Source organism: Curtobacterium sp. MWU13-2055 (genome assembly GCF_023242305.1).
Lineage (GTDB): Bacteria > Actinomycetota > Actinomycetes > Actinomycetales > Microbacteriaceae > Curtobacterium.
Map to the genome: position 1 here is coordinate 59,358 of NZ_JALLIO010000003.1, position 25,090 is coordinate 84,447.

At 70.2% G+C, this 25,090-nt stretch carries 25 protein-coding genes and 1 tRNA gene; 10 read left to right on the forward strand and 16 right to left on the reverse strand.

Going from position 1 to position 25,090, the window contains the following annotated elements; all coding sequences use genetic code 11:
* From M4960_RS07925 to M4960_RS07950, 6 genes are all read right to left on the reverse strand, one after another.
* A complete protein-coding gene (locus M4960_RS07925) occupies positions 1-918 on the reverse strand; it encodes a carbohydrate ABC transporter permease (protein ID WP_123936827.1) in 918 nt (305 codons plus the stop codon).
* Entirely contained in the window at positions 911-1,888 is a 978-nt protein-coding gene (locus tag M4960_RS07930; protein ID WP_159570231.1) for a carbohydrate ABC transporter permease, read from the reverse strand. The genes M4960_RS07925 and M4960_RS07930 overlap by 8 nt, the downstream gene beginning before the upstream one ends.
* 107 nt (positions 1,889-1,995) lie before the next feature.
* Entirely contained in the window at positions 1,996-3,234 is a 1,239-nt protein-coding gene (locus M4960_RS07935) for a sugar ABC transporter substrate-binding protein (protein ID WP_248703965.1), read from the reverse strand.
* A 43-nt stretch (positions 3,235-3,277) separates the two neighbouring features.
* Positions 3,278-4,615 (reverse strand): enolase C-terminal domain-like protein, encoded by a 1,338-nt coding sequence (locus tag M4960_RS07940; protein ID WP_248703966.1) that lies wholly within the window; start codon positions 4,613-4,615, stop codon positions 3,278-3,280.
* A 204-nt stretch (positions 4,616-4,819) separates the two neighbouring features.
* Positions 4,820-5,404: a TetR/AcrR family transcriptional regulator gene (locus tag M4960_RS07945; RefSeq protein WP_173170872.1), complete on the reverse strand. Its 585-nt coding sequence runs from the start codon at positions 5,402-5,404 to the stop codon at positions 4,820-4,822.
* Between the two features lie 61 nt (positions 5,405-5,465).
* A complete protein-coding gene (locus M4960_RS07950) occupies positions 5,466-7,520 on the reverse strand; it encodes an MDR family MFS transporter (RefSeq protein WP_123293332.1) in 2,055 nt (684 codons plus the stop codon).
* 188 nt (positions 7,521-7,708) lie between these two features.
* Between M4960_RS07950 and M4960_RS07955 the strand changes: the two genes are divergently transcribed.
* Both M4960_RS07955 and M4960_RS07960 read left to right on the forward strand, forming a co-directional pair.
* Positions 7,709-8,668 carry a phosphotransferase gene (locus M4960_RS07955; protein ID WP_248703967.1) on the forward strand — a complete coding sequence of 320 codons (960 nt, stop codon included), beginning with the start codon at positions 7,709-7,711 and terminating at the stop codon, positions 8,666-8,668.
* 71 nt (positions 8,669-8,739) lie between these two features.
* Positions 8,740-9,129: a hypothetical protein gene (locus M4960_RS07960; protein ID WP_123293330.1), complete on the forward strand. Its 390-nt coding sequence runs from the start codon at positions 8,740-8,742 to the stop codon at positions 9,127-9,129.
* Positions 9,130-9,163: 34 nt separating this feature from the next.
* Here M4960_RS07960 and M4960_RS07965 read toward each other — a convergent pair whose 3' ends face one another.
* Entirely contained in the window at positions 9,164-10,621 is a 1,458-nt protein-coding gene (locus tag M4960_RS07965; protein ID WP_173170876.1) for an SPFH domain-containing protein, read from the reverse strand.
* 164 nt (positions 10,622-10,785) lie between these two features.
* On the opposite strand from M4960_RS07965, the gene M4960_RS07970 reads away from it, so the two are divergent.
* Positions 10,786-11,082 (forward strand): helix-turn-helix domain-containing protein, encoded by a 297-nt coding sequence (locus tag M4960_RS07970; RefSeq protein ID WP_123340833.1) that lies wholly within the window; start codon positions 10,786-10,788, stop codon positions 11,080-11,082.
* Between the two features lie 50 nt (positions 11,083-11,132).
* Positions 11,133-12,338, forward strand: a complete 1,206-nt coding sequence (locus tag M4960_RS07975) for a type II toxin-antitoxin system HipA family toxin (RefSeq protein ID WP_173170878.1) — start codon at positions 11,133-11,135, stop codon at positions 12,336-12,338.
* Between the two features lie 70 nt (positions 12,339-12,408).
* Here the strand turns inward: M4960_RS07975 and nadE are convergent, their stop codons facing one another.
* A complete protein-coding gene (nadE, locus tag M4960_RS07980; RefSeq protein ID WP_123293421.1) occupies positions 12,409-13,236 on the reverse strand; it encodes an ammonia-dependent NAD(+) synthetase in 828 nt (275 codons plus the stop codon).
* Positions 13,237-13,276: 40 nt separating this feature from the next.
* Complete coding sequence (locus tag M4960_RS07985) at positions 13,277-13,444, reverse strand: hypothetical protein (protein ID WP_159570252.1); 168 nt, start codon at positions 13,442-13,444, stop codon at positions 13,277-13,279.
* Between the two features lie 410 nt (positions 13,445-13,854).
* Here M4960_RS07985 and M4960_RS07990 point away from each other — a divergent pair, with 410 nt between their 5' ends.
* Both M4960_RS07990 and M4960_RS07995 read left to right on the forward strand, forming a co-directional pair.
* On the forward strand, positions 13,855-14,292 hold the full coding sequence (locus M4960_RS07990) for a MarR family winged helix-turn-helix transcriptional regulator (RefSeq protein WP_123340836.1): 438 nt from the start codon (positions 13,855-13,857) through the stop codon (positions 14,290-14,292).
* A gap of 151 nt (positions 14,293-14,443) precedes the next feature.
* Positions 14,444-15,883, forward strand: a complete 1,440-nt coding sequence (locus tag M4960_RS07995; RefSeq protein ID WP_248703969.1) for an MATE family efflux transporter — start codon at positions 14,444-14,446, stop codon at positions 15,881-15,883.
* Between the two features lie 216 nt (positions 15,884-16,099).
* Here the strand turns inward: M4960_RS07995 and M4960_RS08000 are convergent, their stop codons facing one another.
* Positions 16,100-16,714, reverse strand: coding sequence for a copper resistance protein CopC (locus M4960_RS08000; protein WP_248703970.1), 615 nt, complete (start codon positions 16,712-16,714; stop codon positions 16,100-16,102).
* Positions 16,715-16,755: 41 nt separating this feature from the next.
* The gene (locus M4960_RS08005) at positions 16,756-16,923 is read right to left on the reverse strand and encodes a hypothetical protein (protein ID WP_248703971.1); all 168 of its coding nucleotides are present in this window, start codon (positions 16,921-16,923) and stop codon (positions 16,756-16,758) included.
* 213 nt (positions 16,924-17,136) lie between these two features.
* Here M4960_RS08005 and M4960_RS08010 point away from each other — a divergent pair, with 213 nt between their 5' ends.
* The gene (locus tag M4960_RS08010; protein WP_173170882.1) at positions 17,137-17,868 is read left to right on the forward strand and encodes an alpha/beta hydrolase; all 732 of its coding nucleotides are present in this window, start codon (positions 17,137-17,139) and stop codon (positions 17,866-17,868) included.
* Positions 17,869-17,977: 109 nt separating this feature from the next.
* Here M4960_RS08010 and argG read toward each other — a convergent pair whose 3' ends face one another.
* Positions 17,978-19,420: an argininosuccinate synthase gene (argG, locus tag M4960_RS08015; protein ID WP_131877443.1), complete on the reverse strand. Its 1,443-nt coding sequence runs from the start codon at positions 19,418-19,420 to the stop codon at positions 17,978-17,980.
* 110 nt (positions 19,421-19,530) lie between these two features.
* Between argG and M4960_RS08020 the strand changes: the two genes are divergently transcribed.
* A complete protein-coding gene (locus M4960_RS08020) occupies positions 19,531-20,085 on the forward strand; it encodes an RNA polymerase sigma factor (RefSeq protein ID WP_123312044.1) in 555 nt (184 codons plus the stop codon).
* Entirely contained in the window at positions 20,082-20,954 is an 873-nt protein-coding gene (locus M4960_RS08025; protein WP_248703972.1) for a hypothetical protein, read from the forward strand. The genes M4960_RS08020 and M4960_RS08025 overlap by 4 nt, the downstream gene beginning before the upstream one ends.
* Positions 20,955-20,974: 20 nt before the next feature.
* On the opposite strand, the gene M4960_RS08030 is transcribed toward M4960_RS08025, so the two are convergent.
* Positions 20,975-21,046: transfer RNA gene (locus M4960_RS08030), tRNA-Arg, on the reverse strand.
* Positions 21,047-21,059: 13 nt separating this feature from the next.
* Positions 21,060-22,163, reverse strand: a complete 1,104-nt coding sequence (locus M4960_RS08035; RefSeq protein WP_248703973.1) for an epoxide hydrolase family protein — start codon at positions 22,161-22,163, stop codon at positions 21,060-21,062.
* 156 nt (positions 22,164-22,319) lie between these two features.
* Between M4960_RS08035 and M4960_RS08040 the strand changes: the two genes are divergently transcribed.
* Entirely contained in the window at positions 22,320-23,153 is an 834-nt protein-coding gene (locus M4960_RS08040; RefSeq protein ID WP_248703974.1) for a CPBP family intramembrane glutamic endopeptidase, read from the forward strand.
* A gap of 174 nt (positions 23,154-23,327) precedes the next feature.
* Here the strand turns inward: M4960_RS08040 and M4960_RS08045 are convergent, their stop codons facing one another.
* The gene (locus M4960_RS08045; RefSeq protein WP_248703975.1) at positions 23,328-24,164 is read right to left on the reverse strand and encodes a CPBP family intramembrane glutamic endopeptidase; all 837 of its coding nucleotides are present in this window, start codon (positions 24,162-24,164) and stop codon (positions 23,328-23,330) included.
* Positions 24,161-25,039 (reverse strand): CPBP family intramembrane glutamic endopeptidase, encoded by an 879-nt coding sequence (locus M4960_RS08050; protein WP_248703976.1) that lies wholly within the window; start codon positions 25,037-25,039, stop codon positions 24,161-24,163. The genes M4960_RS08045 and M4960_RS08050 overlap by 4 nt, the downstream gene beginning before the upstream one ends.
* Positions 25,040-25,090: the final 51 nt, after the last annotated feature.

A 25,090-nucleotide genomic window follows, 5' to 3' on the forward strand; every position in this document is an offset into this window, starting at 1 on the left:
TCACCGGCCGCCGAGGCCGCTGGTGACGATGCCCTTGACGAGGTGCTTCTGCAGCAGGACGAGCAGGATCACGGTGGGCAGCATCGAGATCACCGACGCCGCCATCACGAGGTTCCACTCGGAGCCCTGCTGGCCGAAGAACTGCTGCAGGCCGAGTGGGATGGTGCCCCGGGCCTCGACGTCGTTGACGATGACGAGGGGCCAGAGGAACGAGTTCCAGTACGAGATGAACGAGAACACCGCGAGGACGGCCATGGTCGGTCGGGCGAGCGGCATCATCACCGAGAAGAAGGTCCGGATCGCGCCAGCCCCGTCGACCCGGGCGGCGTCGTCGAGTTCCTGCGGCACGGTCAGGAAGAACTGCCGGACCAGGAACGCGCCGAGGGCCGTGAACGCCCACGGGATGATGAGTGCCTGGAACGTGTCGACCCAGCCGAAGCCCTGCATCATCACGTACATCGGGATGACGAGGACGTCCTGCGGGATCATCAGTGTGACGAGGAACAGCAGGAACACCGTGTTCCGGCCGCGCCAGCGCAACCGTGAGAACGCGTACCCGGAGAGCACGGCCACGGCGACGTTGATCGCCGTCCCGACCGCCGCGACGAAGACGCCGTTGAGGATGAAGCGGGCGAACGGCAGGTAGGTGAACGCCTGCACGTAGTTGTCCCACTCGAGCGAGCGACCCCAGAGCGTCGGCGGGGTGGTGAACACCTGGTCGGCGGGCTTGAGGCTCGTCGCGACCATGTAGATGAGCGGCGAGACGAACAGGAGCGTGACGAGGCAGAGCAGGGCGTACCCGATCGCGTGCCGGACCCGCCCCGGTCGTGGCGCGGACTTCGTCCTGGCGACGGCACGGGGGTTGACCGTCCGGTTCGACGTGGTGGCACCGACGTGCCCGCGGACCGCTTCACTCATAGTGCACCCACCGCTTCTGCCCGAGGAACTGGACGGCCGTGATCCCGAGGATGATGACGAACAGCACCCAGGCGCCGGCCGAGGCCAGACCGAGCTGCTGGTTCTGGAAGCCGGTGTTGTAGATGTACTGCACGAGGGTCTCCGTCGCGGTGCCCGGCCCGCCCTTGGTGAGGACGAACGGCTGCACGAACACCTGGAACGAGGTGATCAGCGTCATCATCGTCGCGAAGAACACGGACGGCGAGATGAGCGGGAACTTGATGGCCCAGAAGGTCTGCCAGGCGTTCGCGCCGTCGAGCTGCGAGGCCTCGATCTGGTTCTCCGGCACGGCGTCGAGGGCCGCCGAGAAGATCAGCATGTTGTAGCCGAAGCCCTGCCAGACGCTCATCGCGACGATGGCGAGCATCGCCCAGTGCTCGTCGGCGAGGAAGTTCGGCGCGTGCACGCCCACGGTGGACTGCAGTGACGCGTCGATCGCTCCCCCGGGCTGGTACAGCATCCGCCACACCACGACGTTCGCGACGATCGGCGTGATGGTCGGGATGAAGAACAGGACGCGGAAGACGTGCCGGCCGGCGATCCGCGGTGTCAGCCAGGCGGCGAGCCCGAGCGACACGACGAGGTTGAGCGGCACGTAGAGCACCACGAACAGCGCCGTGTTGAGGGCGACGGTGCGGAAGACCGGGTCGGCGAAGAGCCGGGTGTAGTTCTCGATGCCCGCCCAGCTGCGCTCGCCGAGCATGGGCCAGTTCATGAAGCTGACGACGAGTGAGGCGACGATCGGGAACGCCGTGAAGACGACGAGTCCGATCGAGTGCGGTGCCGCGAACGCGGCGCCCCACCAGGAGCGGCGCCCGAGCGCGCTCGTGTCCTCGCCGTCCTTCCGCCGCGGGGTGGCGGCTCCGACCGCGACCGCGGTCGCGACCGCGGGGACGGCCGCTTCGGCCGGTGGGTCCTGGATGGTGGTCATGCGACGACCTCCTCGTCGTTCGCGCGGTCCTGAACAGGGGATGGATCGGACGGGAGGCCCGTGGCGGGGCCGCAACGGGCCTCCCGTCCGATCACTGGTTCAGCTGGTCACTGCGTGCCGAGCTGGCCGGCGATGGAGGACATCGTCTCCTTGCCGGAGGTCTGCCCGTTCACCGCCTGCAGGGCGTACTGCGTGAACAGCTGGGAGAGCTGGTCGCTCTGCTTGTTCCCGAGGAGCGGCGAGGACTTGGCGAGTCCCGCCTTGAGCGCGGCCTCGGCGCCGTCGATGCCGGCGCTCGAGTACCACGCCGACTGGGCAGCGGTGCGGCCGGGGAAGGCTCGTCCCGCTTCGGCGAGCGACGTCAGGACCTTCTCACTGGTCATCGTCTGGACGGCCTTGAACGCCTGCTCCGGGTACTTGCACTGCTTCGAGACACCGAAGCCGGAGCCAGCGGCGAAGGTCGACGGACCGGACGTCCCCGCGGGGAGCGTCGTGACCCCGAGGTCGAACTTCACCTTGGCCTTCTGGCTGATGAGCGACCACGGACCGTCGGTGTACATCGCGACCTTGCCGGCGGCGAAGTCGTTGCCCGGCGTCGACGCGTCCGACGACGCCTGCGTCGCGTAGCCCTTCTCCACCAGTGTCGAGAGCCAGTCGAGGCCGTCCGCGAACTTCGCGTTCGACGCGTCGAGCTCGCCGTCGGACGTGATCACCCGGCCACCGTTGTAGCCGTAGACCAGGGACTCGAGGTTGAGGTCGCCCACCGTCGAACCGAACATGGTGACGCCCTTCGCCTTGAGCGCGGCGCCCGCCGCCTCGAAGTCGTCGACGGTCCACCCCGGCTTCGGCTCGGCCACGCCCGCCTTCGTGAAGACGTCCTTGTTGTAGAACATCATGATGGGCCCGGTGTCGTAGGGCAGGCCGTAGAGCTTCCCGTCGACCTTCATGCCGTCGAGGGCGGTGCTGTCGAACGCGGACAGGTCGGTGCCGTCCTGCTTCGCGAGGTCGTCGAGCGGCAGCAGCGACGACGTGTAGTTCGCGGTGCGGAGCGACTGCATGCTCACGACGCACTGGGCGCCGCCCGCGCTCAACTGCGTGCTGAGCTTCGTGAAGTAGTTCTCGAACGGCGCGCCCTGGATCGTCAGGGTGATGTCGTCCTCGCTCTTCACGGTGTCGGCGACCTTCTGCCAGGCGGCCTTGTCCTCCTTCCCGGCGATCCACATGGACCAGGTCAGGGCGTCCTTCGACTGGCTTCCACCGGCACTGCTGCCGGAGGAACAGCCGGTGAGCACGAGGGCCGCGGCAGCTGCTGCCGCGAGCCCGGTGATGATGCGTCGTCGTTGCATCGGAGTCTCCACTTCGTCGTGGTGATGGGTGTGTGGGGTGGGATCAGGCGACGCGGACCGCGTCGGGGACCGTCTCGGTGTCGACGACGACCCAGGCCGGGCCGTCCGGGAACGCGTAGGCGTCGAGGGAGTCGGCGAGCATCTCGGTGCCGGCTCCGGGAGCGGTCGGCGGCCAGTAGCGGCCGTCGTGGACGTCCACCGGGGTCACGAAGTGCTCGTGCAGGTGGTCGACGAACTCGATGCAGCGGGTGTCGAGGTCGCCGGTCAGCGCGACGGCGTCGAACATCGACAGGTGCTGCACCGCCTCGCACAGGCCGACCCCGCCGGCGTGCGGGCACACCCGGACGCCGTGCTTCGCGGCGAGCAGCAGGATCGCGAGGTTCTCGTTCACCCCCGCGACCCGGGTGGCGTCGATCTGCAGCACCGACATCGACCCGGCCTGGATGAGCTGCTTCGCGATCACCCGGTTGGCCATGTGCTCGCCGGTCGCGACCGGGATCGGGGCGATGCGCCGGGCGATCTCGGCGTGCCCGAGGACGTCGTCGGGGCTCGTGGGTTCCTCGACCCAGGCGAGGTCGAACGGGCGGAGCCGCTCGATCCAGCGGACGGCCTCGTCGACGTCCCACCGCTGGTTGGCGTCGACCGCGATCCGGATGTCCGGGCCGACCGTGGCGCGGGCGATGCCCATCCGGCGGACGTCCTCGTCGAGGTCGCCGCCGACCTTGAGCTTGATCTGCTCGAAGCCCTCGTCGACGGCTTCGCGGCAGAGCCGGGCGAGCTTCTCGTCGTCGTAGCCGAGCCAGCCCGGGGTCGTCGTGTACGCCTGGTAGCCCTGCGCTTCGAGCCGGGCCCGACGGGTCGCACGGTGCGGTTCGGCGGCCCGGAACAGCTCGAGCGCCTCGTCCGGGGTGATCGCGTCGGTGAGGTACCGGAAGTCCACCAGTTCGACGAGTTCCTCGGGGCTCAGGTCCGCCAGCAGCGCCCACAGCGGCTGCCCCGCGCGCTTCGCCCGGAGGTCCCAGAGCGCGTTCACCACGGCGCCGATCGCCATGTGCATGACGCCCTTCTCCGGGCCGAGCCAGCGCAGCTGCGAGTCGTGGACCATCGCGCGCCAGGTGCCGCCCATGTCGGCGAGGACCGCTTCGGCGTCGGCGCCGACCACGTGCCCGCGCAGGGCGGCGATCGCGGCTTCCTGCACCTCGTTGCCGCGGCCGATCGTGAACACGAAGCCCGTGCCGACGTGTCCGTCCAGGGCGTCGGTCGTGATCTCGACGTACGCGGCGGAGTAGTCGGGCGCGGGGTTCATGGCGTCGGATCCGTCGTGCTCCCGAGAGGTCGGGAAACGGATGTCGCGCACGTGCAGACCGGTGATGCGGCTCATTCGTGTCTCCTGCCGTCCGGTCTCCGTCGACCGAACGAGGCAATCAAAACATCGGATGTCTCGCGCGTCAAGAGAACTCTTCGTCACGCTCTGGTCTCGAACGGGGCCGAGTCGTCGGATGGCTGCGCGGCTTGCGACCGGACCACGGACGGGAGGCGCGGTGCGGGTCGGACCCGCGCCGCGCCTCCCGTCCGTGGTCGCGCCTCAGGCGGAGGCGAGCCGGCCCATCTCGGCCACCACGCCGCGGAGGCGGTCCGCCAGCTCGTCGCGCGAGCCGTCGGCGAAGCGGTGTGCGGACTCGATGAGCGCCGCCATGACGAGCGTCACCGCGGTCCGTGCGGAGTCCACGTCGGTGCGCTCGGCGGCGACCGTGAACACGGCGAGCCGGGCACGCGCCATCCACTGCAGCATCGCGGGCACCATCTCCGGTCGCGCCTGCACGAGTTCCTTCATGCGACGGCGGTCCGCCGGCAGAGTCACCGTGCGGGCGACGAGGTCGCAGAGGTCCGACACGAGCGGGCCCTCCGCGGTCAGGAACGCCTGTCGTGCCGGTTCGGGCACCGAGCTCTCGGGGAGCCCGAGTGCTGCGTCGCCCTTCGACGGGAAGTAGTTGAAGAAGGTGCGGGGCGAGACGCCGGCGTCGGCGCAGATCTCCTCGACCGTGACGCCGGCCAGGCCCCGGTCGGAGACCAGCGCCAGCGCGGCCTGGTGGATCGCGTGCCGGGTCTGCTGCTTCTTGCGTTCCCGCAGGCCACTGTCGCCTGCCGGGTGCGATTCGATCGTGCTCACTGCTGCTCCTGGTGCGGGTCGGGGCCTCCCGTCTGGCGACGAGAGGCCCCGGTGGCCGGTCCTACGCGCGGTCCCGCTGCACGGGGATCGATCCGGTGACGGGCGCCGTGGGCGACCCCATCGTGTCGGCCGCCTTGACGGCCTGCACCTCGAGGTCATCAGCGGTGCCGGCCTGGTCGGCCTGCTCCTGCAGGGCCGAGCTCTTGCGGAGCGGCGGCGCCTTGAAGAACCAGCTGAGGATGAACGCCAGCAGGATCACGGCGAAGCCGACCCAGTAGACGGTCACGGCCGACGCGTTGAAGCCGGTCATGAACGGCTTGGTCAGCGCCGGGGTCGCACCGTTGAGGTAGGACGTGTCGCTCGTCTCGCTGCTCGAGCTGCTGCCGTCGCCAGCCCCCTTGTCGATCTGCTTCGACAGTTCGGGGGCGAGCTCACCGACCCAGTACGAGCGCTGCGAGGCGTCCGACCAGTCGACCACGAGCTTGCCGTCCTGGACGCTGGCGTGTGCCTTGTCGGCTGCGGCGGTGAGGGCCTGCTGCTGCACGGCCTCCGGGGCGCCGGTCGTCGCAGCGGTGACCTGCGCGGTGGCCTGGTCGAGGCCGGACTGCACCTGCGACTTCACCGGGGTGACGATCGGGTTCCAGATCTGCTCCATGACGCCCGCGTTCGCCTTCGCCGTGGCGACGGTCGGGTTCAGGGCGGCGTCGAGCGCACCGGACAGGTTCTTCTGGTCCGCGGTGGCGTGCAGGATGTTCGCCGGCATGATCGAGAACAGGATGCTGAGCAGCACCGCCGTACCGAGCGTTCCGCCGATCTGCCGGAAGAACGTGGCGGACGACGTCGCCACACCCATGTCCCGCGGCTGCACGGAGTTCTGCGAGGCGAGGGTGATGCTCTGCATGAGCTGCCCGAGGCCGAGGCCGATCAGGAACATGCCGATCATCAGGAACCAGAGCGGCTTGTCGATCGTCATGAACGTCAGGACGACGTAGCCGACCGAGACCAGGGCCGTGCCGATCACCGGGAAGATCCGGTAGCGACCGGTGCGGGCGACGATCTGCCCCGAGGCGATCGAGGCGATCATCAGACCACCGATCATCGGCAGGGTCGCGAAGCCGGACTCCGTCGGGGTCAGCCCCGTGACGATCTGCAGGTACAGCGGGATGGTCAGCATGGCGCCGAACATCGCGAAGCCGACCAGGAACCCGAGGATCGTGGCCATCGAGAAGGTGCCCGAGCGGAAGAGCTTGAGCGGGATGATCGCGTCGTCCTTCATCAGGGTCTCGATCACCAGGAAGGCGACGAGCCCGAGCGCACCGATCACGTAGCAGGCGATGGCGCCGGCCGATCCCCAACCCCAGGTGCGGCCCTGCTCGGCCACGAGCAGGAGCGGGACGAGCGTCGCGATGACCGAGGTGGCACCCCACCAGTCGATGCGCGGCTTCGCCTTGGCGTCACCGAACTTCGGCAGGTGCAGGAAGGCGATGACCATCAGGAGGGCCGCGACGCCGATCGGCACGTTGATCAGGAAGACCCAGCGCCAGCCGGTGACACCGAGGATCGTGCTCGCGCCGGCGAACAGGCCGCCGATGAGCGGGCCGATGACGGACGAGATGCCGAAGACCGCGAGGAAGTAGCCCTGGTACTTGGCACGCTCACGCGGGGCGAGGATGTCGCCCATGATCGCGAGCGGCAGCGACATCAGCGCACCGGCACCGATGCCCTGGAAGGCACGGAACGCGGCGAGCATGATCATCGAGGTCGACATCGTCGAGAGCAGCGAGCCGAGGATGAAGACCGCGATGCCGAAGATGTAGAGCGGGCGGCGCCCGAAGACGTCGGAGAGCTTGCCGTAGATCGGCGTCGTGATGGTCGACGCGATCAGGTACGCGGTCGTGACCCACGCCTGCTGGTCGAGGCCGTGCAGGTCGTCGCCGATGGTGCGGATCGCGGTGCCGACGATCGTCTGGTCGAGCGACGACAGGAACATGCCGGCCATGAGGCCGTAGATGACGAGCAGGATCTGACGGTGCGACATGATCGGCTTGCCCGGCGTGCTGGCCGGGGAGTCGTGTCGTCCGCGCGACACCTCGACGGGTGCGGTGGCAGTAGACATGGGGGTCCTTCAGGGGTGCGTGGTGGTCGTCGTGCGGGCAAGGGACGCCGGAGCGTGTGTGGCGGGCCGTCGAACGGCGGGTCAACCTTGCAGACGCTGCAACTTTACATCATCAGCACGTTTGCTGCCAACGCAAACTTGCCGTCCGTGCACGTTCGTGAACGGCTTCTCAGGTAGCGTCGTCGGCCATGGGGCGAACTGCGTGGACGGACGTGCCGGCGCTCCTGCGCGACCGGGTGGAACAGATCCTCGGCGGAGCGGTGACGTCCACTGAGTCCCAGACGGCCGGGTGGTCGCCGGGCAGTGCCGACCGCGTGGTCACGGCGACGGGGCGACGGGCGTTCGTCAAGACGGTCTCGCGATCGCGGAACGCCGATGCCTTCGCCCTGCACCGCCGGGAAGCCCGCGTGGTGGCGCAGCTGCCGTCGACGGTGCAGGCACCACCCCTGCTGGACGCCTTCGACGCCACCGTGGACGGCGACGAGTGGGTCGTCCTGGTCCTCGACGACATCGAGGGCAAGCACCCCGGGGCAGCACTCGACGGCAGCGACACCGCGGCGGTGCTCGATGCGCTGGACACCCTGCCGCCGGCAGCCGGCGACCTCGGCACGCTCCCCCGGATCGCCGACGACCTGCGCCACGAGTTCGGCGCCTGGGACCGGATGCTCGGCGACCCGACCCTGGCCGACCGGGTGGCCGAGGTCGTGCCGGCGCACGTCCTCGCCGCCGGACCCGCGATCGCCCGAGCCGCCGACCGAGCAGCGGCAATCGTCGACGGCGACCACCTCGTGCACGCCGACTGCCGTGCCGACAACCTGCTCGTCGACGGTTCCGGGGTCGTCTGGGTCGTGGACTGGCCGTGGGCGAGCATCGGCGCGCACTGGCTCGACCCGCTGACCTACCTGATCGACACACTCGTCCGCGGCGAGGACACCGACGTCGAGCACCACCTCGCCACCCACCCGGTCTTCGCCGGTGTGCCTGCCGCGACGGTCGACGCCGTCCTCGCTGGTCTCGCCGGACTGTTCTTCGAGCACGCGCTGCCCCCGGCGCCGCCGAACATGCCGGCCATCCGTGACTTCCAACGGCGCGAGGGCCTGGCCGCTGCGGAGTGGTTGCTCCGCCGGTGGGACACCACACCGCACTGACGACGGACGACAGGCGTCGGGTACCCCGTCTGTCCAGCAAGCGCGGCGCCACGGAGCGTACGGTCCCCCGCATGACTGATGAGCACCGCACTCCGCGTCCCGAAGACGACGCCGCGCGCCTCGGTCTCGTCGTCGTCGGAGAGGCAGCAGCGCTGCACTCCGGTGACGAGGCGGCACTGGACGCGAGCGAGCAGAACATCCGCGACACCATCGACGAGATGATCGACGAGCCCCTGACCCCACGCCAGGAGCAGGTGATCGAACGTCTGGCATCCGCCGGCGGGACCCTCACCGCCGGACTCAGCGGTGCGCTCGCGGCGCAGACCGGACGGAGCGTCGACGACATCCTCGAGGGCGCGGCCCGCAGCGTCGTGTGGCAGCAGCGGCTCGCCGACCAGCGCGAGGACGCCGGCGGCCAGCAGCGCGAGCGCCGCGACGAGAACGGGCGCGACGAGGACTGATCCTCGCCACGCCCGCTCCGGGTACCGCTGAGGACTACTCGATCGGCTCCACGACACCGGTGGACTGCTCGCGGACGACGGCCCGTGCGGCGGCCTGCCCCGTCGTCGAGCTCTTGACGATGTCGCTCAGGGTGAACCCGGCGGTCGTCCCGAGCAGGGCGTCGACCTCGCTGAACTGGCTCACGATGCTCTTCGACAGGGCGCCGGCGCCGTCGGAGGACACCACGGTCAGCTTGTCGATGTTGCCCATCGGTGCCGCGAGCTCGCGGGCGATGCTCGGCAGGGTCTCGATGGCCTTGACGCGCAGGACGGCCTCGGAGTGCTGTGCGAGTGCGTCGGCCTGGGCCTTCGTGGCGTCTGCCTCGGCCTGACCCTTGGCGCGGATCGCGTCGGCCGCTGCCTCACCTTCGGCACGGGAGGCGTCGGCGGCGAGCTTGCGCGCCTCGGACTCGGCCTTCGCCTCGGCGGCGATCGCTTCGGCGGAGATCCGACGGGCCTCGGCCTGGGCGCGGGCCGTCTCGACCTGGGCACCGGCGGCCGCTTCGGCCTCGACGCGGGTCTTGCGCGCCTGCGCCTCGGCGACGGCGGAGACCTCGGACTCGAGCTCGGCACGGCGCAGCTCGGCACGCTTCTGCGCGGTGATCTGCTCCTGCTCGACGACGCCCTGCGCCGCACGGGCCTGGGCGAGCGGACCGGCGGCTGCGGCCTCGGCCGATGCCCGGTCGGCGTCGAGCTGCAGTGCGGCGCGGCGGATCGCCAGGGTGTTCTCGGCTTCGGCGATGGCCTGGTCGGCGGTGGCACGGGCTTCTCGCGCTTCGCGGTCGGCCTGCGCCTCGGCGTTCTCCGCCTCGAGCCGGACGCGGGCGCGCTCGGCACGACCGAGGTCGCTGATGTACTCGTTGCGGTCCGAGATGCCCTTGATCTCGAAGGAGTCGACGTCGAGCCCCTGGCTGTGCAGGGCCTCCTTCGCCACGTCGAGCACCGCGACGGTGAGCTGGTCGCGGTTGCGGATGATCGTGGACACGTCGGTCGCACCGATCGACGCACGGAGCGATCCCGACAGGACCTCGCGCGCGAAGTCGTCGATCTTCTTCTCCTGCCCGAGGAACCGCTGCGCGGCCGCCCGGATCGAGGCATCGGTCTCGCCGACCTTGACGAGCGCGACCGCTTCGACGTCGATCGTCACGCCGCGGGAGTCCTGCGCGTTGACGTTGATGTCGATCGCCCTAGAGCTGAGCGAGAGCTTCGCGACCTTCTCGAAGAACGGTCGGACGAGGACACCGGCGCCGAGCACGACCTTGATGCCGGACTCGACGGTCTCGGTGCCGTCGTCGTTCTTGACCTTGCGCGAGCGCTTGCCGGTGATGATGAGCGCTTCGTCGGCGCCGGCGTTGCGGTACACGACCTTCGCGTAGATCAGCGCGATCACGGCGAGGACGATGATCCCCACGATGATCAGCGGGATGGCTCCGAGCGCGAACAGGACTTCCATGACTCCCCCTCCGGACCAGGCACCAGCCTGGATTCCGCATCTGTTGTTCCGTTGGGTCCCATCCTACGAGCCGTCGATGACGCGCGGCAGCCGGAGGTGCGTGTTTGGCAGCTTTTCCGGTCAGTTTTACCTCTTTGTGACAGACTTCCCTGTCAGGAGGTCCCATGGTCCAGCGATCGTCACCCCGCCGCCGACAGCAGCTCGTGTCATTCGGTGAGAACATCCGCCGATGGCGGTCTGTCAACGGCATGTCCGCTGCGGAGTTGGCCGAACGGGCTGCGGTGACGCGCGACACGTTGCGAGCGATCGAGACCGGCACCGGTGGGCGCATCGATTCCCTCTTCGCAGTCCTCGGCGCACTCGGGATCGCAGACACGACGATCGAGGCGATCGACCCGTTCCGGAGCGAGACGGCGCGCGCTCGGATCGATGACATCCTCCGCAGCGGCGGTGCCCTGTGATTGACGAATCGGTCGAGGTCTGGACCGGCGAGTCCGCGGAACCACGTCGCGTGGGTACCTTGCGCCCGTCCTTCCAGGGCTTGCGGACGCTGGCCTCGTCGTCGTTCGAGTACGACGACGACTTCCTCCGACACGGTTGGCAGGTCTCCCCCGACCTCCCACTCCGCCCCGGTCGGACGTACACGGCCGACAGCCAGACCCTGCCCGGTGCGTTCAGCGACGCGGCTCCGGACGAGTGGGGACAGAAGCTGATCCGCGCAGACCACGCCGCGCGACGACAGCGAGACCGGTCACTTGCCGCTCGGCTCGGCGAGTTCGACTACCTCCTCGGCGTCGCGGACCACACCAGGATCGGAGCGCTCCGGTTCCGGGTGGGTGGCTCCTGGTCGTCTGCGGAGACCGGGGTCGCGAACCTCTACGACCTCGCCCGGATCCTCGCCGCCGCCGCTCGGTACGAGGACGACGAGGCGACCGACGAGGACATCGCGTACCTCGGTGACGTCGCGACCTCTCCCGGCGGCGCTCGGCCGAAGGCGAACGTCCTCACTCCGCGCGGGACGCTCGCGATCGCGAAGCTGCCGCACTCGAAGGACGGCCGCTTCGACGTCGAGCGCTGGGAAGGAGTCGCGCTCACCCTCGCGACGGATGCCGGGCTCAGAGCGCCGGTGTGGTCACTCGTGGGACCGGAGTCCGGACGTGCCGTCCTGCTCTCCGAGCGCTTCGACCGAGACGGCTCCGGGGACCGACTCGGGTACATGTCGGCACGGACGGCGCTCGAGCTCGGCGCCCACGACGACGGGTCACGACTGACCTACGAGGACCTCACCGACGTCGTCGACCACTGGAGTTCGGCTCCCGCAGCGGACCTCCGCGAGATGTTCGGCCGGATCGCGTTGTCCGTCCTCGTGAACAACGTCGACGACCACTGGCGGAACCACGCCTTCCTCCACACGCCCACCGGGTGGCGGCTCTCGCCCGTCTTCGACGTCAACCCGAGTCGACAGCGCGGGGTGATCGACTCCCGGGCGATCTCCCCGTCGGACGACCCCAGGTCCCGCGACCTGCGGAACCTGCTCGACATCGCGGACGCCTTCCGGCTCCGGCGCCCGGACGCGGAGCAGGTGCTCCAGCGTGTCGCGGGCGCGGTGGCGGGGTGGGACCGGGTCGCGGCCGGCGTCGGGATCGGTGGGGACGAGCGGGAAGCGATGCGCGTGGCCTTCGACTCGCCCCAACTGGACTGGGCGCTGGGGCTCTAGACCAGGACGGACAGGAGGCGCGGTGCAGGATCACCTGCACCGCGCCTCCTGTCGATGGTCGCGTCAGCGCCTACGCGCCCGCACGCCACCAGTCGTCGAACGGCGTCGCCGGCACCTGGCGCTTGTGCTCGGTCGCGCGGTACCGCGACTCGATCGCCTCGGCGACCTCGAGCGGCACGTCGTGCCCCTGCAGGTAGGCGTCGATCTCGGCGTAGGACAGCCCGAGGTTCGCTTCGTCGGTCTGGCCGGGCGTCTCGTCGAGCAGGTCCGCGGTGGGGGCCTTCTCGTACAGGCGGGCGGGCGCTCCGAGGTGCTCGAGCAACTGCCGCCCCTGGCTCTTCGACAGGCCGGTGAGCGGCGTCAGGTCGACGCCGCCGTCGCCGTACTTCGTGAAGAAGCCGGTGACCGCCTCGGCCGCGTGGTCGGTCCCGACGACGAGCAGCCCGCGCTGGCCGGCGACGGCGTACTGGGCGACCATGCGCATCCGGGCCTTGACGTTGCCCTTCACGAAGTCGCTCAGCTCGACGCCCGAGGCAGCGGTGTCGAGCATGACGCCGTCGACGCCGTGCTCGATGTTGACGGTGATGCCCGGGTCGGCTGCGATGAACTGCAGGGCGAGCTGGGCGTCGTCCTCGTCGGCCTGCACGCGGTACGGCATGCGGACGGTCGTGAACTCGGCGGGGTGGCCCTCGGCGCGGAGGGACTCGACCGCGAGCTGGGTCAGGCGCCCGGCGAGCGTGGAGTCCTGGCCGCCGCTGATGGCGAGCAGGAACCCCTTCGCGCCGGTCGTGAGCAGGTAGTCACGGAGGAACCCGACACGGCGGGCGATCTCCTGCTCCGGCTCGATGGTCGGCTGGACGTTGAGGTCCGCGGCGATGGCGGCTTGGAGTTCACGCACCACCCCAGTATCCCGCTGCACCCGCCGGAGTGCACAGCGTTCAGCGGACGGGTTCTGCGTGCACCGGCCGGATCGTGTTGTCGTGGTCGACGCCGATCGCGCAGGTGCAGACGACGCCGAGCGTCTCGGCGCTCTGCGTCAGCCGGAACCGCTCGACGTGCGGCGGGCCGACTCGACGGTCGAGCGGGTGGGTGTCGTGATCGTGCACGGTGGTCCTCACTGACTCGTGGTGGTGCGGATGTCCGGTGCGGTGGCGGTCCGAACCGCCACCGCACCGGAGGGCCCGAGGCGACCCGAACGCCGCGGCCCCGTGGAGACGCACGCCGGTACCCGCCGGCGCGCGTCGGAGTTCATGGACGCCGGCGGCGTCGCGCTCGGAGCGCAGTGCGAGTCATGGGTCCCTTTCCCGGGCGGAGGTCCGCCGCTGCTGATCCATCCCCCGGCGGTTCGACGGGAGACCCGAACGGTCCGGCACCGGACCAAGGACGACGGCTGGTGAGGCCGTCTTCCTGTGCAAGCTACCAGCGCCACACCCCGAGGCCATACCCCCGTTCCGGGGCCGAACCACGGGTTGAACTCTCGTTGACAGTTAGAGATCAAACAGTTAGAGTTCTGATCATGCAGGCACCGGATCTCACCACCCCGCTCGAACTCATGCGGTGGATCGGATGGGCACAGCGCAAGGCGGCTGACGAGTGGGTCCGTGATCGGGACCTCACCCGCGAGCAGAGCTTCGTGCTCGGGTACCTGCAGCAGAACCCCGGGGCGATCCAACGCGACATCGCCGAGATCACCCGGACCAGCGCGGCCAGCGTCTCGAGCCTCCTGCAGGGCCTCGAGCGGCGCGGCCTCGTCGAACGGCGACCCGACGCCACGAACGGACGGACCAAGACGGTGCACGCCACCCCGGCGGGCATCGACCTCATCGCCGGCTTCACCGACGCGATGGTCGCCCTCGACGACACCCTGCTCGCACCACTCGACACGGACGAACGCGCCACCCTGCGGCACCTGCTGCAGAAGGTGACCGCGGAGCTCGCACCGCCGACGCGGTAGCACCGCGGACCCGGTGACGCCACCGACGCGGTAGCACCGCCCCGGCACCGACGTCACCGGCGCGCTCGACGCGCCACGGGCCTCCCGGCCCCCACCCCCGCACGCGACGGCATCCCGTCGCGCCCTCAGCCCTGCCCACGAGGAGGCAGTCATGACCACCACCACCCCCGAGAACACCGCCGCGGCCACCAACCGCTGGTACCTCTCCGCCGCCCCGATCGCCCGAGCCCTCGTGCACCTGTGTGTGCCGATGGCCGCTGCGATGGTCGTCAGCGCCCTGTACAACGTCATCAACGCCGGCTTCATCGGCTCGCAGCACGACACGTCACTGCTCGCCGCGATCACCTTCGGCACCCCGCTGCTCGGCATCGTCATGGCCGTCGGCGGCGTGTTCGGCGTCGGCGGCAGTGCCCTGATGTCCCGTCTGCTCGGCGCCTCGGAGCACGACCCCGCCAAGGCGCAGGACATCAAGCACGTCGCCTCGTTCGCGCTGTGGGGAGCCGTCGTCACCGGCGCGGTCCTCGCCGTCGTCGGGCTCGTGTTCCTCCGCCCCCTGGTCGCCGTCCTCGGTGCCGACGCAGCAGCTGTCCCCGCCACGAGCGAGTACGTCGCCGTGATGCTCGCGTTCGTCCCGGTGCTCGCCTCGTCGTTCGCCCTCGAGCAGATCGTCCGCTCCGAGGGCGCTGCACGCCAGGCGATGATCGGCCTGGTCCTGTCCACCATCGGGAACCTGGTGTTCGACGTGCTCTTCATCCTCGTGCTGCACTGGGGGGTCGGCGGCGCAGCGCTGGCCGTCGGACTCGCGAACGTCGTGTCGATCGCCTACTGGGTGACCTGGCTGCAGCGGAACAGCGAGAACGTCAGCTTCGCGCCGAAGTGGTTCACGCTCCGTGCCGACATCCTGAAGCCCGTCTTCGGCATCGGCGTCGGCGAACTGCTGCAGTCCGCCTTCCTGATCGTCACGACGCTCGTGCTCAACAACCTCGCCGCCGCCTACGGCGACGACCCGCTCGCCGCCATGGGCGTCGCGGTCCGCATCGCGCAGGTGCCGGAGTTCCTGGTGATGGGCGTCACGATCGGCGTGCTGCCGCTCCTCGCCTACGCGTTCGGCAAGGGCGACGCCGCACGCCTCCGGGCGGCCCTGCGCGGAGCCGCCTTCACGGTCGGCGCGATCGTGCTCGTGTTCTCCGGCGCGGTCTTCACCTTCCGCGAGCAGGTGTTCACGATCTTCTCCGGAGACCACTCGGTCCTCGCGATCGGCCTGACGATCCTGACCGCGCAGCTCGTCGCCGCCATCGTGAACGGGTTCACGGGGTTGCTCACCTCGCTGTTCCAGGCGACCGGCATGGTGCTGCCCGCGATGGTGCTGTCGCTGGCGCAGGGCGTGCTGTTCATCCCGATCGTCATCGTCGGCAACCTGTGGTTCGGACTCGCCGGGATCATCTGGGCGCTGACCGTCACCGAGGTCATCGTGTTCGCCGCCGCGGTGGTGCTGTGGCTGGCGTCGCGCGGGAAGATCGCGCGCGGCCTGGCCGCCGGCAGCGTGGAGCGGGCGGATGCCGCGCTCGAGGAGGCGCCCGCCGCCGCGTAGCGCGGCGCGCTCGCATGGTGAGCAGAAGCGGTCGGGTCCCGTTCCAGGACCCGACCGCTTCTGCTCACGAAGCGGGGGTGAACGTGGCCAGCGTCGGACGGGAGGCCCGTGGCGGCCGGGTGGCGGGCCTCCCGTCCGGCGCGTGGCCGGGTCGCGGGCACGGCGCATGGTGAGCAGAAATGGTCGGGTCCCGGATGGTGACCCGACCATTTCTGCTCACGAAGTGCGTCGGGTGCGGCGCAGGAGGAGCACGACGACGGCCCCGGCGGCGAGGACCGTGCCGGCGCCGAGCGCGACCCAGACACCCGGGGCGATGCCGGGCGCCGAGTCGGGCGCGCCGTCGGATGCCCCGGTGGCGCTCGCCGTCGACGTCGGAGTGGGGGTGACGGGGTCCGACGTCGGCACCGTCGGCACCGTCGTCGCCGGAGTCGTCGCGGACGGCGTCGTGACCGCGGCCCGGTACTCGAACCCGTACGAGCCGTCGATCGGGTGCCCGTCCGGCGACACGTACCGCCAGAGCACCGTGTACGCGCCGTTCTCGAGGTCGACGGCCTTGCCCATCGTCATCCCGGAGACGGTCACCTCGCCCGTCGACACGTCGGTGCCGTCGGCGTCGGTGACCTGGATCCGCAGTCCGGCGTCGAGACCGGCGAGCGGTGCCTCGCTGAACGTCAGATCGATCCGGTCGAGCGGTTCGGTGATGACCGCGCCGTCAGCGGGCGAGCTGCCGGTGAGCGCCGAGTGCGCCGAGGCCGGTTGAACCCCGATGAGCGCCAGGAGCCCTCCGACGACGATCGCGAGGGAAGCTGCCGTCGTTCGTCCTGTCCGCATGCACAGACTCTACAAGCCGTAGAGCAGCGGACCGGGACGGATCAGATCTGCTCGCCGAGGAAGTCGGCGTAGGACTGCTCCCGCCGTGCGTCACCCGTGCTGGTGGAAGCGTGGCCGGTTCCTTCGAGGCGCTCGGCCACGAGGGCTTCGAGGTCCTCCGGCGACCGGAGGCCGTGGCGGTGCCAATCGTGCTGCATCCTGGCGGTCATGACGACCAGCCCTTCGTCGAGATGATGCGCATCTCGGATTCGTCCGGATCGACCCGCTGTGCCAGACCCCACATCTGTGAGGAGCATCGTGACGACGGATCCCTGATGACCGATCCGGTACCTCCACGGTAGGGGTTGCGTCCGACGCCGTCGAGCGCGGTGCGCTTCTCGGCCGATCGCACGCCGCCGCCCGGATCGCCGTAGCGTCGGGGCATGGAGATCCTGTTCGTCCACGGCGCCCTGGTCCGCGACGGTGCCTGGTGGTGGCAGCCCACCGCCGACCTGCTGCACAGTCGCACCGGAACCCGCGGCCGCACCGGCATCCGCAGCCGAGCGGTCTCGTTGCCGTCCTGTGGCGAGGGGCCGTCGGGACACCCCGACGGTGGGCTCGCCGAGGACGCAGCCGCCCTGCGTGCCGCCCTCGACGACAGCGACGGGGCGATCGTCGTCGGGCACTCCTACGGCGGCACCGTCATCGCCGAGGCCGGACGGCACGGCGCCGTCGCTCACCTGCTGTACGTGTCCTCGTACCTGCCCGACGTCGGCTCCGCGCAGGCCGGCATCATGGCCGACGAGCCGGTCCCCGTGTCGATCGGCCCGGCCGGTGAAGGAGTCCTCGCCGTCGCCGGGTACGACGCTGGGTCCTTCGGTGCCCGCTTCCTGCAGGACGCCGACACGAGCACCCAGCAGGCCGCCTGGGACCGGGTGACCGCCCAGTCGGCGGGGGCGTTCGTGACGCCGACGACGGCAGCAGGGTGGCAGGACGTCGACTCGACTTATCTCGTCTGTACCGAGGACCGCAGCACCACCGTGGGGCTGCAGCGCGCGCACGCGGCGCGGGCGACGCGGAGCGTCGACGTGCCGACCGGGCACCACCCGTTCATCACGCGGCCCGACCTGGTCGTCGAGCAACTGGAGCTGCTGCTCGGAGGCGCCGCGGCCTGAGCCGGGGCAAGACGACGGACGGGAGGTGCGGTGCCAGCTGGCACCGCGCCTCCCGTCCGTCGGGTCCGTGCCATCAGGGCACGTGACCAGTCGCGTGGTCTCGCTCTGGTCAGTCGGTGCCGGAGTCGAAGGCTGCGCCCTCGGAGGCGAGGTCCGTCCGGCGTCCGAGTGCGTCCTCGGCGTCCGAGGCGATGACGGCGCCACCGAGGATCTCCTCGGACTCGCCCGCCTCGAGCTCGCCGACGAGCTCGGCCGTCGCACCGCCGATGAGACCGGCGGCCGCGTACTGCTCGAGCCTTGAGCGGGAGTCCGCGATGTCGAGGTTGCGCATCGTCAGCTGACCGATGCGGTCGTCCGGACCGAAGGCGGCGTCGCCGACCCGCTCCATCGAGAGCTTGTCGGGGTGGTACGACAGCGCCGGACCCGTGGTGTCGAGGATCGTGTAGTCGTCGCCGCGGCGCAGGCGCAACGTGACCTCGCCGGTGACGGCCGACGCGACCCAGCGCTGCAGGGACTCGCGGAGCATGAGCGACTGCGGGTCGAGCCAGCGGCCCTCGTACATCAGGCGCCCGAGGCGACGGCCCTCGTTGTGGTACGACGCGACCGTGTCCTCGTTGTGGATCGCGTTGAGCAGCCGCTCGTAGGCGATGTGCAGCAGGGCCATGCCCGGTGCCTCGTAGATGCCGCGGCTCTTCGCCTCGATGATGCGGTTCTCGATCTGGTCGGACGCGCCGAGGCCGTGACGACCGCCGATCGCGTTCGCCTCGTAGACGAGTGCGACGGCGTCCGTGTACTCCTGGCCGTTGATCGCGACGGGGCGTCCGGCCTCGAAGCGGATGCTGACGACCTCGGTGGCGACCTCGACGTCGTCACGCCAGGCGGCGACGCCCATGATCGGCTCGACGATGTCCAGGCCGCTCGAGAGCTCTTCGAGGCTCTTCGCCTCGTGCGTGGCACCCCAGATGTTGGCGTCGGTCGAGTACGCCTTCTCGGTGGAGTCGCGGTACGGGAAGCCGCGGGCGACGAGCCACTCGCTCATCTCCTTGCGACCGCCGAGCTCCTCGACGAACTCGGAGTCCAGCCACGGCTTGTAGACGCGCAGACGCGGGTTGGCCATCAAGCCGTAGCGGTAGAACCGCTCGATGTCGTTGCCCTTGTAGGTGGAGCCGTCGCCCCAGATGTCGACGCCGTCCTCCTTCATCGCACGGACGAGCATCGTGCCCGTCACCGCACGACCGAGGGGCGTCGTGTTGAAGTAGGTCTTGCCGCCGGAACGGATGTGGAAGGCGCCGGTCTGCAGGGCGACGAGGCCCTCTTCCACCAGGGCGCTCTTCGCGTCGACCAGGCGGGCGATCTCGGCACCGTACTCGTGGGCGCGGCTCGGGACGGCGTCGATGTCCGGCTCGTCGTACTGACCGATGTCGGCCGTGTACGTGCAGGGGATCGCCCCCTTCTCGCGCATCCAGGCAACGGCGCAGGAGGTGTCGAGACCCCCTGAGAACGCGATGCCGACTCGTTCGCCGACGGGGAGACTGCTCAGGACCTTGGACACGGGGTCAATCGTACGGGGAGACCGGGGCACGCTACCGTCCAGCGCGACGGTTGTGGAGAACTCGTCCCGCGAAACGGGAACCGATCCGCTGCGCCCGGACAATACAGGGCATGAACCAGATCACGGGGGACCGAGCGGACTGGGCGCTGGGCATGGCCGGCGACGGCCGAGCGGTCGGACGCGTCTTCGACCGCCACGCCCCACGCCTGCGCCGGCACGCCGTCGGCCTCGTCCCCACCCCGGTCGACGCCGACGACGTCGTGGCCATCGCGTTCCTCGAGGCCTGGCGGAAGCGCGAACGCGTCCGCTTCGTCGACGACTCCATGTTGCCCTGGCTGCTCGTCACGGCGACGAACACCGCGCACAACCTGACCCGCGCCACCCGCCGTCACCGGCTCTTCCTCGGGAGGTTCCCGGTCGACGACCCCGCTCCCGACCCCGCAGAGTCGTTCACCGACGCCGAAGCGGTCGCAGCATTGCGCGGGCTCCCGATCGCAGACCAGCGGGTGCTCACGCTCTGCGTGCTCGAAGGCCTCGGCGAACGCGAAGCGGCCGCAGCCCTCGGGGTCGCACCGGGCACCGTGAAGTCCCGGCTCCACCGGGCGAAGGCACGACTCCAGCAGCAGTACTCGACGTCAGCGGAACCCCTCGGAGGCACACTGTGAACGACCACATCTCCCCTCGTCTCGCCGCGATGCGCGACGCCCTCGTCGCCGACGTCGACGCAACGGCCCACCCCGCGCGTCGGCGGCGACCCACTCGCGGCACGGTCGCCGCGGTCGTGACGGCCTTCGCCGTCGGCGCCGGACTCACCGGAGGGATCACGGCTGCGGCGCTCCCCGGCGCCACTGCGGACGCCGCACGCGAGGATCTGCTCGCGACGACGACCCGCTACGGGACGGTCGAGGTCAACCACGCATCGATGCTCGGCTCCCCCGCGTTCACCGTCACCCACGGCGACGCCTCGTTCTCCCTCGGCGCTCGGCCGGAGGGCGCCGACCGGGTGACGCTCACGTGGGAGTGTCTCGACCCCGGCACCTTCACGGTCGAGGTCGGCGGGACGACCGTCGCGGACGCCGTCGCGTGCACGCCGGGTTCCATGCCGCGATGGAGCCTCTCCCCGCTGACCGGATCCGGAGCGGCCGCCGTGTCGGTCTCCGGTGGCGGCGGTGCCCGCTACGCCGTGTGGGCGTCGTGGGCCCGGTCGGCACGGATCGCGCAGCCCTCGCCCCAGCAGCAGGCTGCGATCGCCGACGGCACCATCACCCTGGCCGAGTACACCGCCGCCTTCGACCGGCTCGCGGCCTGCATGGCGCAGGCGGGGCACCCGATCGGCGACGTGGCGCCGTCGTGGTACGCCGACGGCTTGTGGTCGAGCACGGGCCCCGGCGCCGGCCCGTGGTACATCTGGTCGACGCCGACCGAAGCCGTCGACGTCCTCGACACGCAGTGCGCACCGCGCGAGTTCGCGCAGGTCGACACGATCTGGCAGGGCGAGCACCCGATCCCGGAGGACTCGCCGGCCGCGGGGTGATCCGCGGCGCCCGGCTTCGGTGCCCCTGGAGGGACTCGAACCCCCAACCGTTTCCTTAGGACGGAACTGCTCTTCCATTGAGCTACAGAGGCTGGCCCGTCCACTCTAGCGGCGGAACGGCTCCAGGAAGGTCGTCAGCTCGTCGACGTACAGCGCCGGCTGCTCGAACGGCGCGAAGTGTCCCCCGCGCGGCATCATCCGGTACGACACCAGGTTCGTCGTCCGCTCGAGCCACGCCCGGGGCGGCTCCACCAGGTCGCCGGGGAACAGCGAGAAACCGGAGGGCGCCTCGACCCGTCGGGCCGACTGCTCCGGCGGGATGGCGGCGTTCGCGTGGTACATCCGCATCGCGGAACCGATCGTGCCGGTGGCCCAGTACTCGGTCAGCAGCGCGAGCACCTCGTCCTGCGTGTACACGGACCACAGGTCGCCGTCGCAGTCACTCCACGACCGGAGCTTCTCGACGATCCACGCGGCGAGTCCGGCGGGTGAGTCGTTCAGGCCGACCGCGACGGTCTGCGGCTTGGTGCGGTGCATCATCGCGTAGGCACCCTCGGCGTCGCGCCACCGGGCGGTCGCGGCGACGAACCCGCGTTCCTCCGGCGACAACGTGTCGAGGTCGATGCCGGGCCAGGCGAGCCCGCCGTCGATGCGGTGCACGGCGACGACCCGGTCGGCGTGGTCGAGCGCGAGGTAGCGGGCGACGTGCGTGCCGATGTCCCCGCCGGCGACCGCGAAGCGCTCGTAGCCCAGCTCGGTCATCAGCTCGGCCCACATGCCGGCGACCGCGCGGGCGTCGATGGGCTGCGGCGGGGCGTCGGAGAACCCGTACCCGGGCATGTCCGGCACGACCACGTCGAACCCGGCCTCGACGAGCATCGGCAGGACCTTGCGGTACCGCCACCCGGAGTCCGGCCAGCCGTGGGCGAGCAGGAGCGGCAGCGCATCGGGCGTGCCCGCTCGGGCGTGCAGCACGTGGATCCCGGTGCCGTCGATCGTCAGCCGTCGGCTGGGCAGTGCGGCGAGTGCCGCCCGGTGCGCGTCGAAGTCGAAGCCGTCGGCCCAGTACTCGATGAGTGACCGGAGCTCGTCGACGTCCGCCCCGAGGGACCAGCCAGCGCCGGCGGGTGCGTCCGGCCAGCGCGTGGCCCGCAGTCGTCCGCGGAGGTCCTCGATGGTCGCGTCGTCGATCTGCGGTGTCTCACCCATGCCCGCGACGCTACTCAGCGGGACCGACACCCGGACGGCGGTCACCGAGTGAGCACAAGGACGGCGGGTGCTCCCTGCGGACCCGGGATACGGCAGGCTGGGACCCTCTGCCACCCACCAGGCACCGCACACGACACACACCTCAGGGGAAACCACATGACGGATCAGACGACCGCGAACGCGTGGCAACGCTTCTGGGCACGCGGCGGGTGGTGGCGTTCGGTCCTGCTCGCCGCCGTCTACCTGCTCGTGTACCTCGGCATCAGTCAGCTGATCGGCCTGTTCGTGCGGCCGTTCATCGACCTCGACGACCTGTACGGCGACCCCATGAGCGTGCTCTTGGCCTCGATCCTGCCGATCGGCCTGATGGGCCTGCTCCTGCTGCTGTTCGCGCGCTCACTCGGATGGCTGCCGCACCTGTTCCGCCGCCGTACGGCAAGCGCCCCGCGGTGGATGTGGATCGCGGTCGTCATCACCGTCGTCCCGCCGGTGATGAAGCTCGCCGGCACCGACTGGTCCCGCTTCACCCCCACGCTCGTCCTCGCGATCCTGTTCTTCGGCCTCTGCGTCGGGTTCGCCGAAGAACTCCTCACCCGTGGTCTCACGGTCGAGCTGCTCGAACACCACGGGTACAGCGAACGCGCGGTCTACGTGCTGTCGTCGGTCGTCTTCGGGTTGATCCACCTGCAGAACCTGCTCGGCGGCGGCAACCCACTGCTCGTGTTCGCGACGGTCGGCTACGCGATGGGCTTCGGCGCGATGATGTTCCTCGCGCTCCGGGTGAGCCGGTGGCTCATCGTCCCGATGCTCCTGCACGCCCTCACCGACCCCACCACCCTGATGGCAGCGGGCGGCATCAACGATGCGCACGCCGTCGTGACCGGCGGATCGCACACACTGGTCACCTTCGCGTCGCTGTTCAACTTCGTCTACATCGCCTTCGGGATCGTTGCGGTCTTCCTCCTGCCGGGCCGCAAGCGCGCGCTCTGAACGCACCCACCTGACGGCCTGGAGGCCCGTGGCGGCCCCGCCACGTGCCTCCAGTCCGTCACGGAGTGAGCACAAGACGACGGGTGGCCACCCGGGACCCGTCGCCTTCTGCTCACTCGGCGCCGCGCACGACCCGCGCGGGGCGGCGCCCTTCTCGTCGGCGCGAGCTTCGCGTCAGCGCGGTTCCACCGTGTCGGCGGTCGCGCGGCGTTCGCGGCGATCCCGGAGCGTCTCGCGGAGGACACTGATCGCGATCGCGACGGACAACGCGATCAGCACGATCTCGATGACCCCGGTGGTGGCCGGGGGTTCGGCGCCCTCGTGGTTCCGCCCGGCGGTCTGCAGGAACAGCGCAGCGTCGTTGAGCCCGTGCAGGAGCATCGGCGCCCACAGCCGCCCGGTTGCGCGGCGCGCGGCGTAGTACAGGGCGCCGTCCATGCTGATGAACGCCACCTGGAACAGGATCAAGCCGAGCGGCAGGCCCGCGATCAGGTACCCCACGACGTGCGCGAGGCCGAACATGACCGAGGAGACGATGAGGACGACGAACTCGGAGTGGTGCGCGCGGAGCGCGGTGACGAGGATCCCGCGGAAGTACAGTTCCTCGCCGACGCCGACACCGAGGGCCCCGATCAGGACGACGACGATGATCCCGGCAGAGGCCTCGGACCACGGCACGAGGCTGAACAGGATCACTGTGGACACGAGGGACAGCAACGGTGCGGCGAGCCACCACCAGCGCCGGGGACGCCCGACCGCAACGGGACGCTCGTGCCAGATGTCCTTCCACCAGCCGGAGCGACGGGCGAAGTACAGCCCGACGATGATCATGATGCCGACCGGGATCCAGGTACCGGCGAGCCAGTCGGCGATCGGGTGGTTCTCCCCGTCGACTGCTGCGCTGAGCAGGTTCCCCAAGCCGGCGGCCATCACCACGTAGACCGCGCAGGCGACGAGCGCGATCCAGAACAGCCGCGGGACCTCGCGGCGTCGACCGATGTCGGTGGTCACGCCGCTGCCCCGGCCGGCTCGACCTCGGCAGCCCGACCGCTGACACGACCCTTGATGAGGAAGAGCACCAGGAGCGCGAGCACGGGGTAGACGAAGTTGAAGATCCCGGCGAAGCCGATCAGGCCGGCATCGCCAGCGGTCGCCGCGGTGGTGTCGATCCCGCCGGTGGCGAGGATCGTGGTGGGGTCGGTCGCGGCGTGCAGGAGCATCGCGGGGACGATGCTGCCGGTGACCCGCATCGACAGGAAGAACATCATGCCGATGCCGAAGGTGTAGACGACGGTGATCGCGACCGTCGGCAACGCCGCTCCGCCGATCGCGTTCGAGGCGTGCATCAGCCCGAACAGCAGCGACGACAGCAGTGCGACCGTCCGCTCGGTGTGGTGCCCACGTCGGAGGAGGTTCACGGCGACGCCACGGGCGATGAGCTCCTCGGCGAACCCGATGCACAGGCCGAGGAACAGCACCGCGAGGACCACTGCGACCGAGTACGACGACCAGTTCGTCGCGATGAGCCGGATCACGATCGGCACGAGCAGCAGGACCACGGCGATCCACATCCACCCGCGCCCCGGTAGCGGCTGCCGGCCGAAGACCTCGCGCCCCCACCCGAGGGTACGGACGAAGGCCACGGTCAACAGCCCCATCACGATGATCGGCAAGGCGACGCCCACGATGGCGCCACGGGGTGTGGCGAACAGCTCGTCAGCGGTGATGCCACGGGCGAGCGTGTGGGCGTTCAGCCACCCGAGCCCCTCGTAGACGGCGAGGTAGAGGACGACGGCCAGCACGGCGCGCCACCAGCCGCCGCGGTTCCAGAACCGCTGCCATCCGTTGGTCTCGATCGCACTGTGGTGGGCAGGGGCAGTGTCCATGACGGGGTCCGTTCGTCCTGAGTGAGCGGGCGGAGCGCTACGACTGAGCTG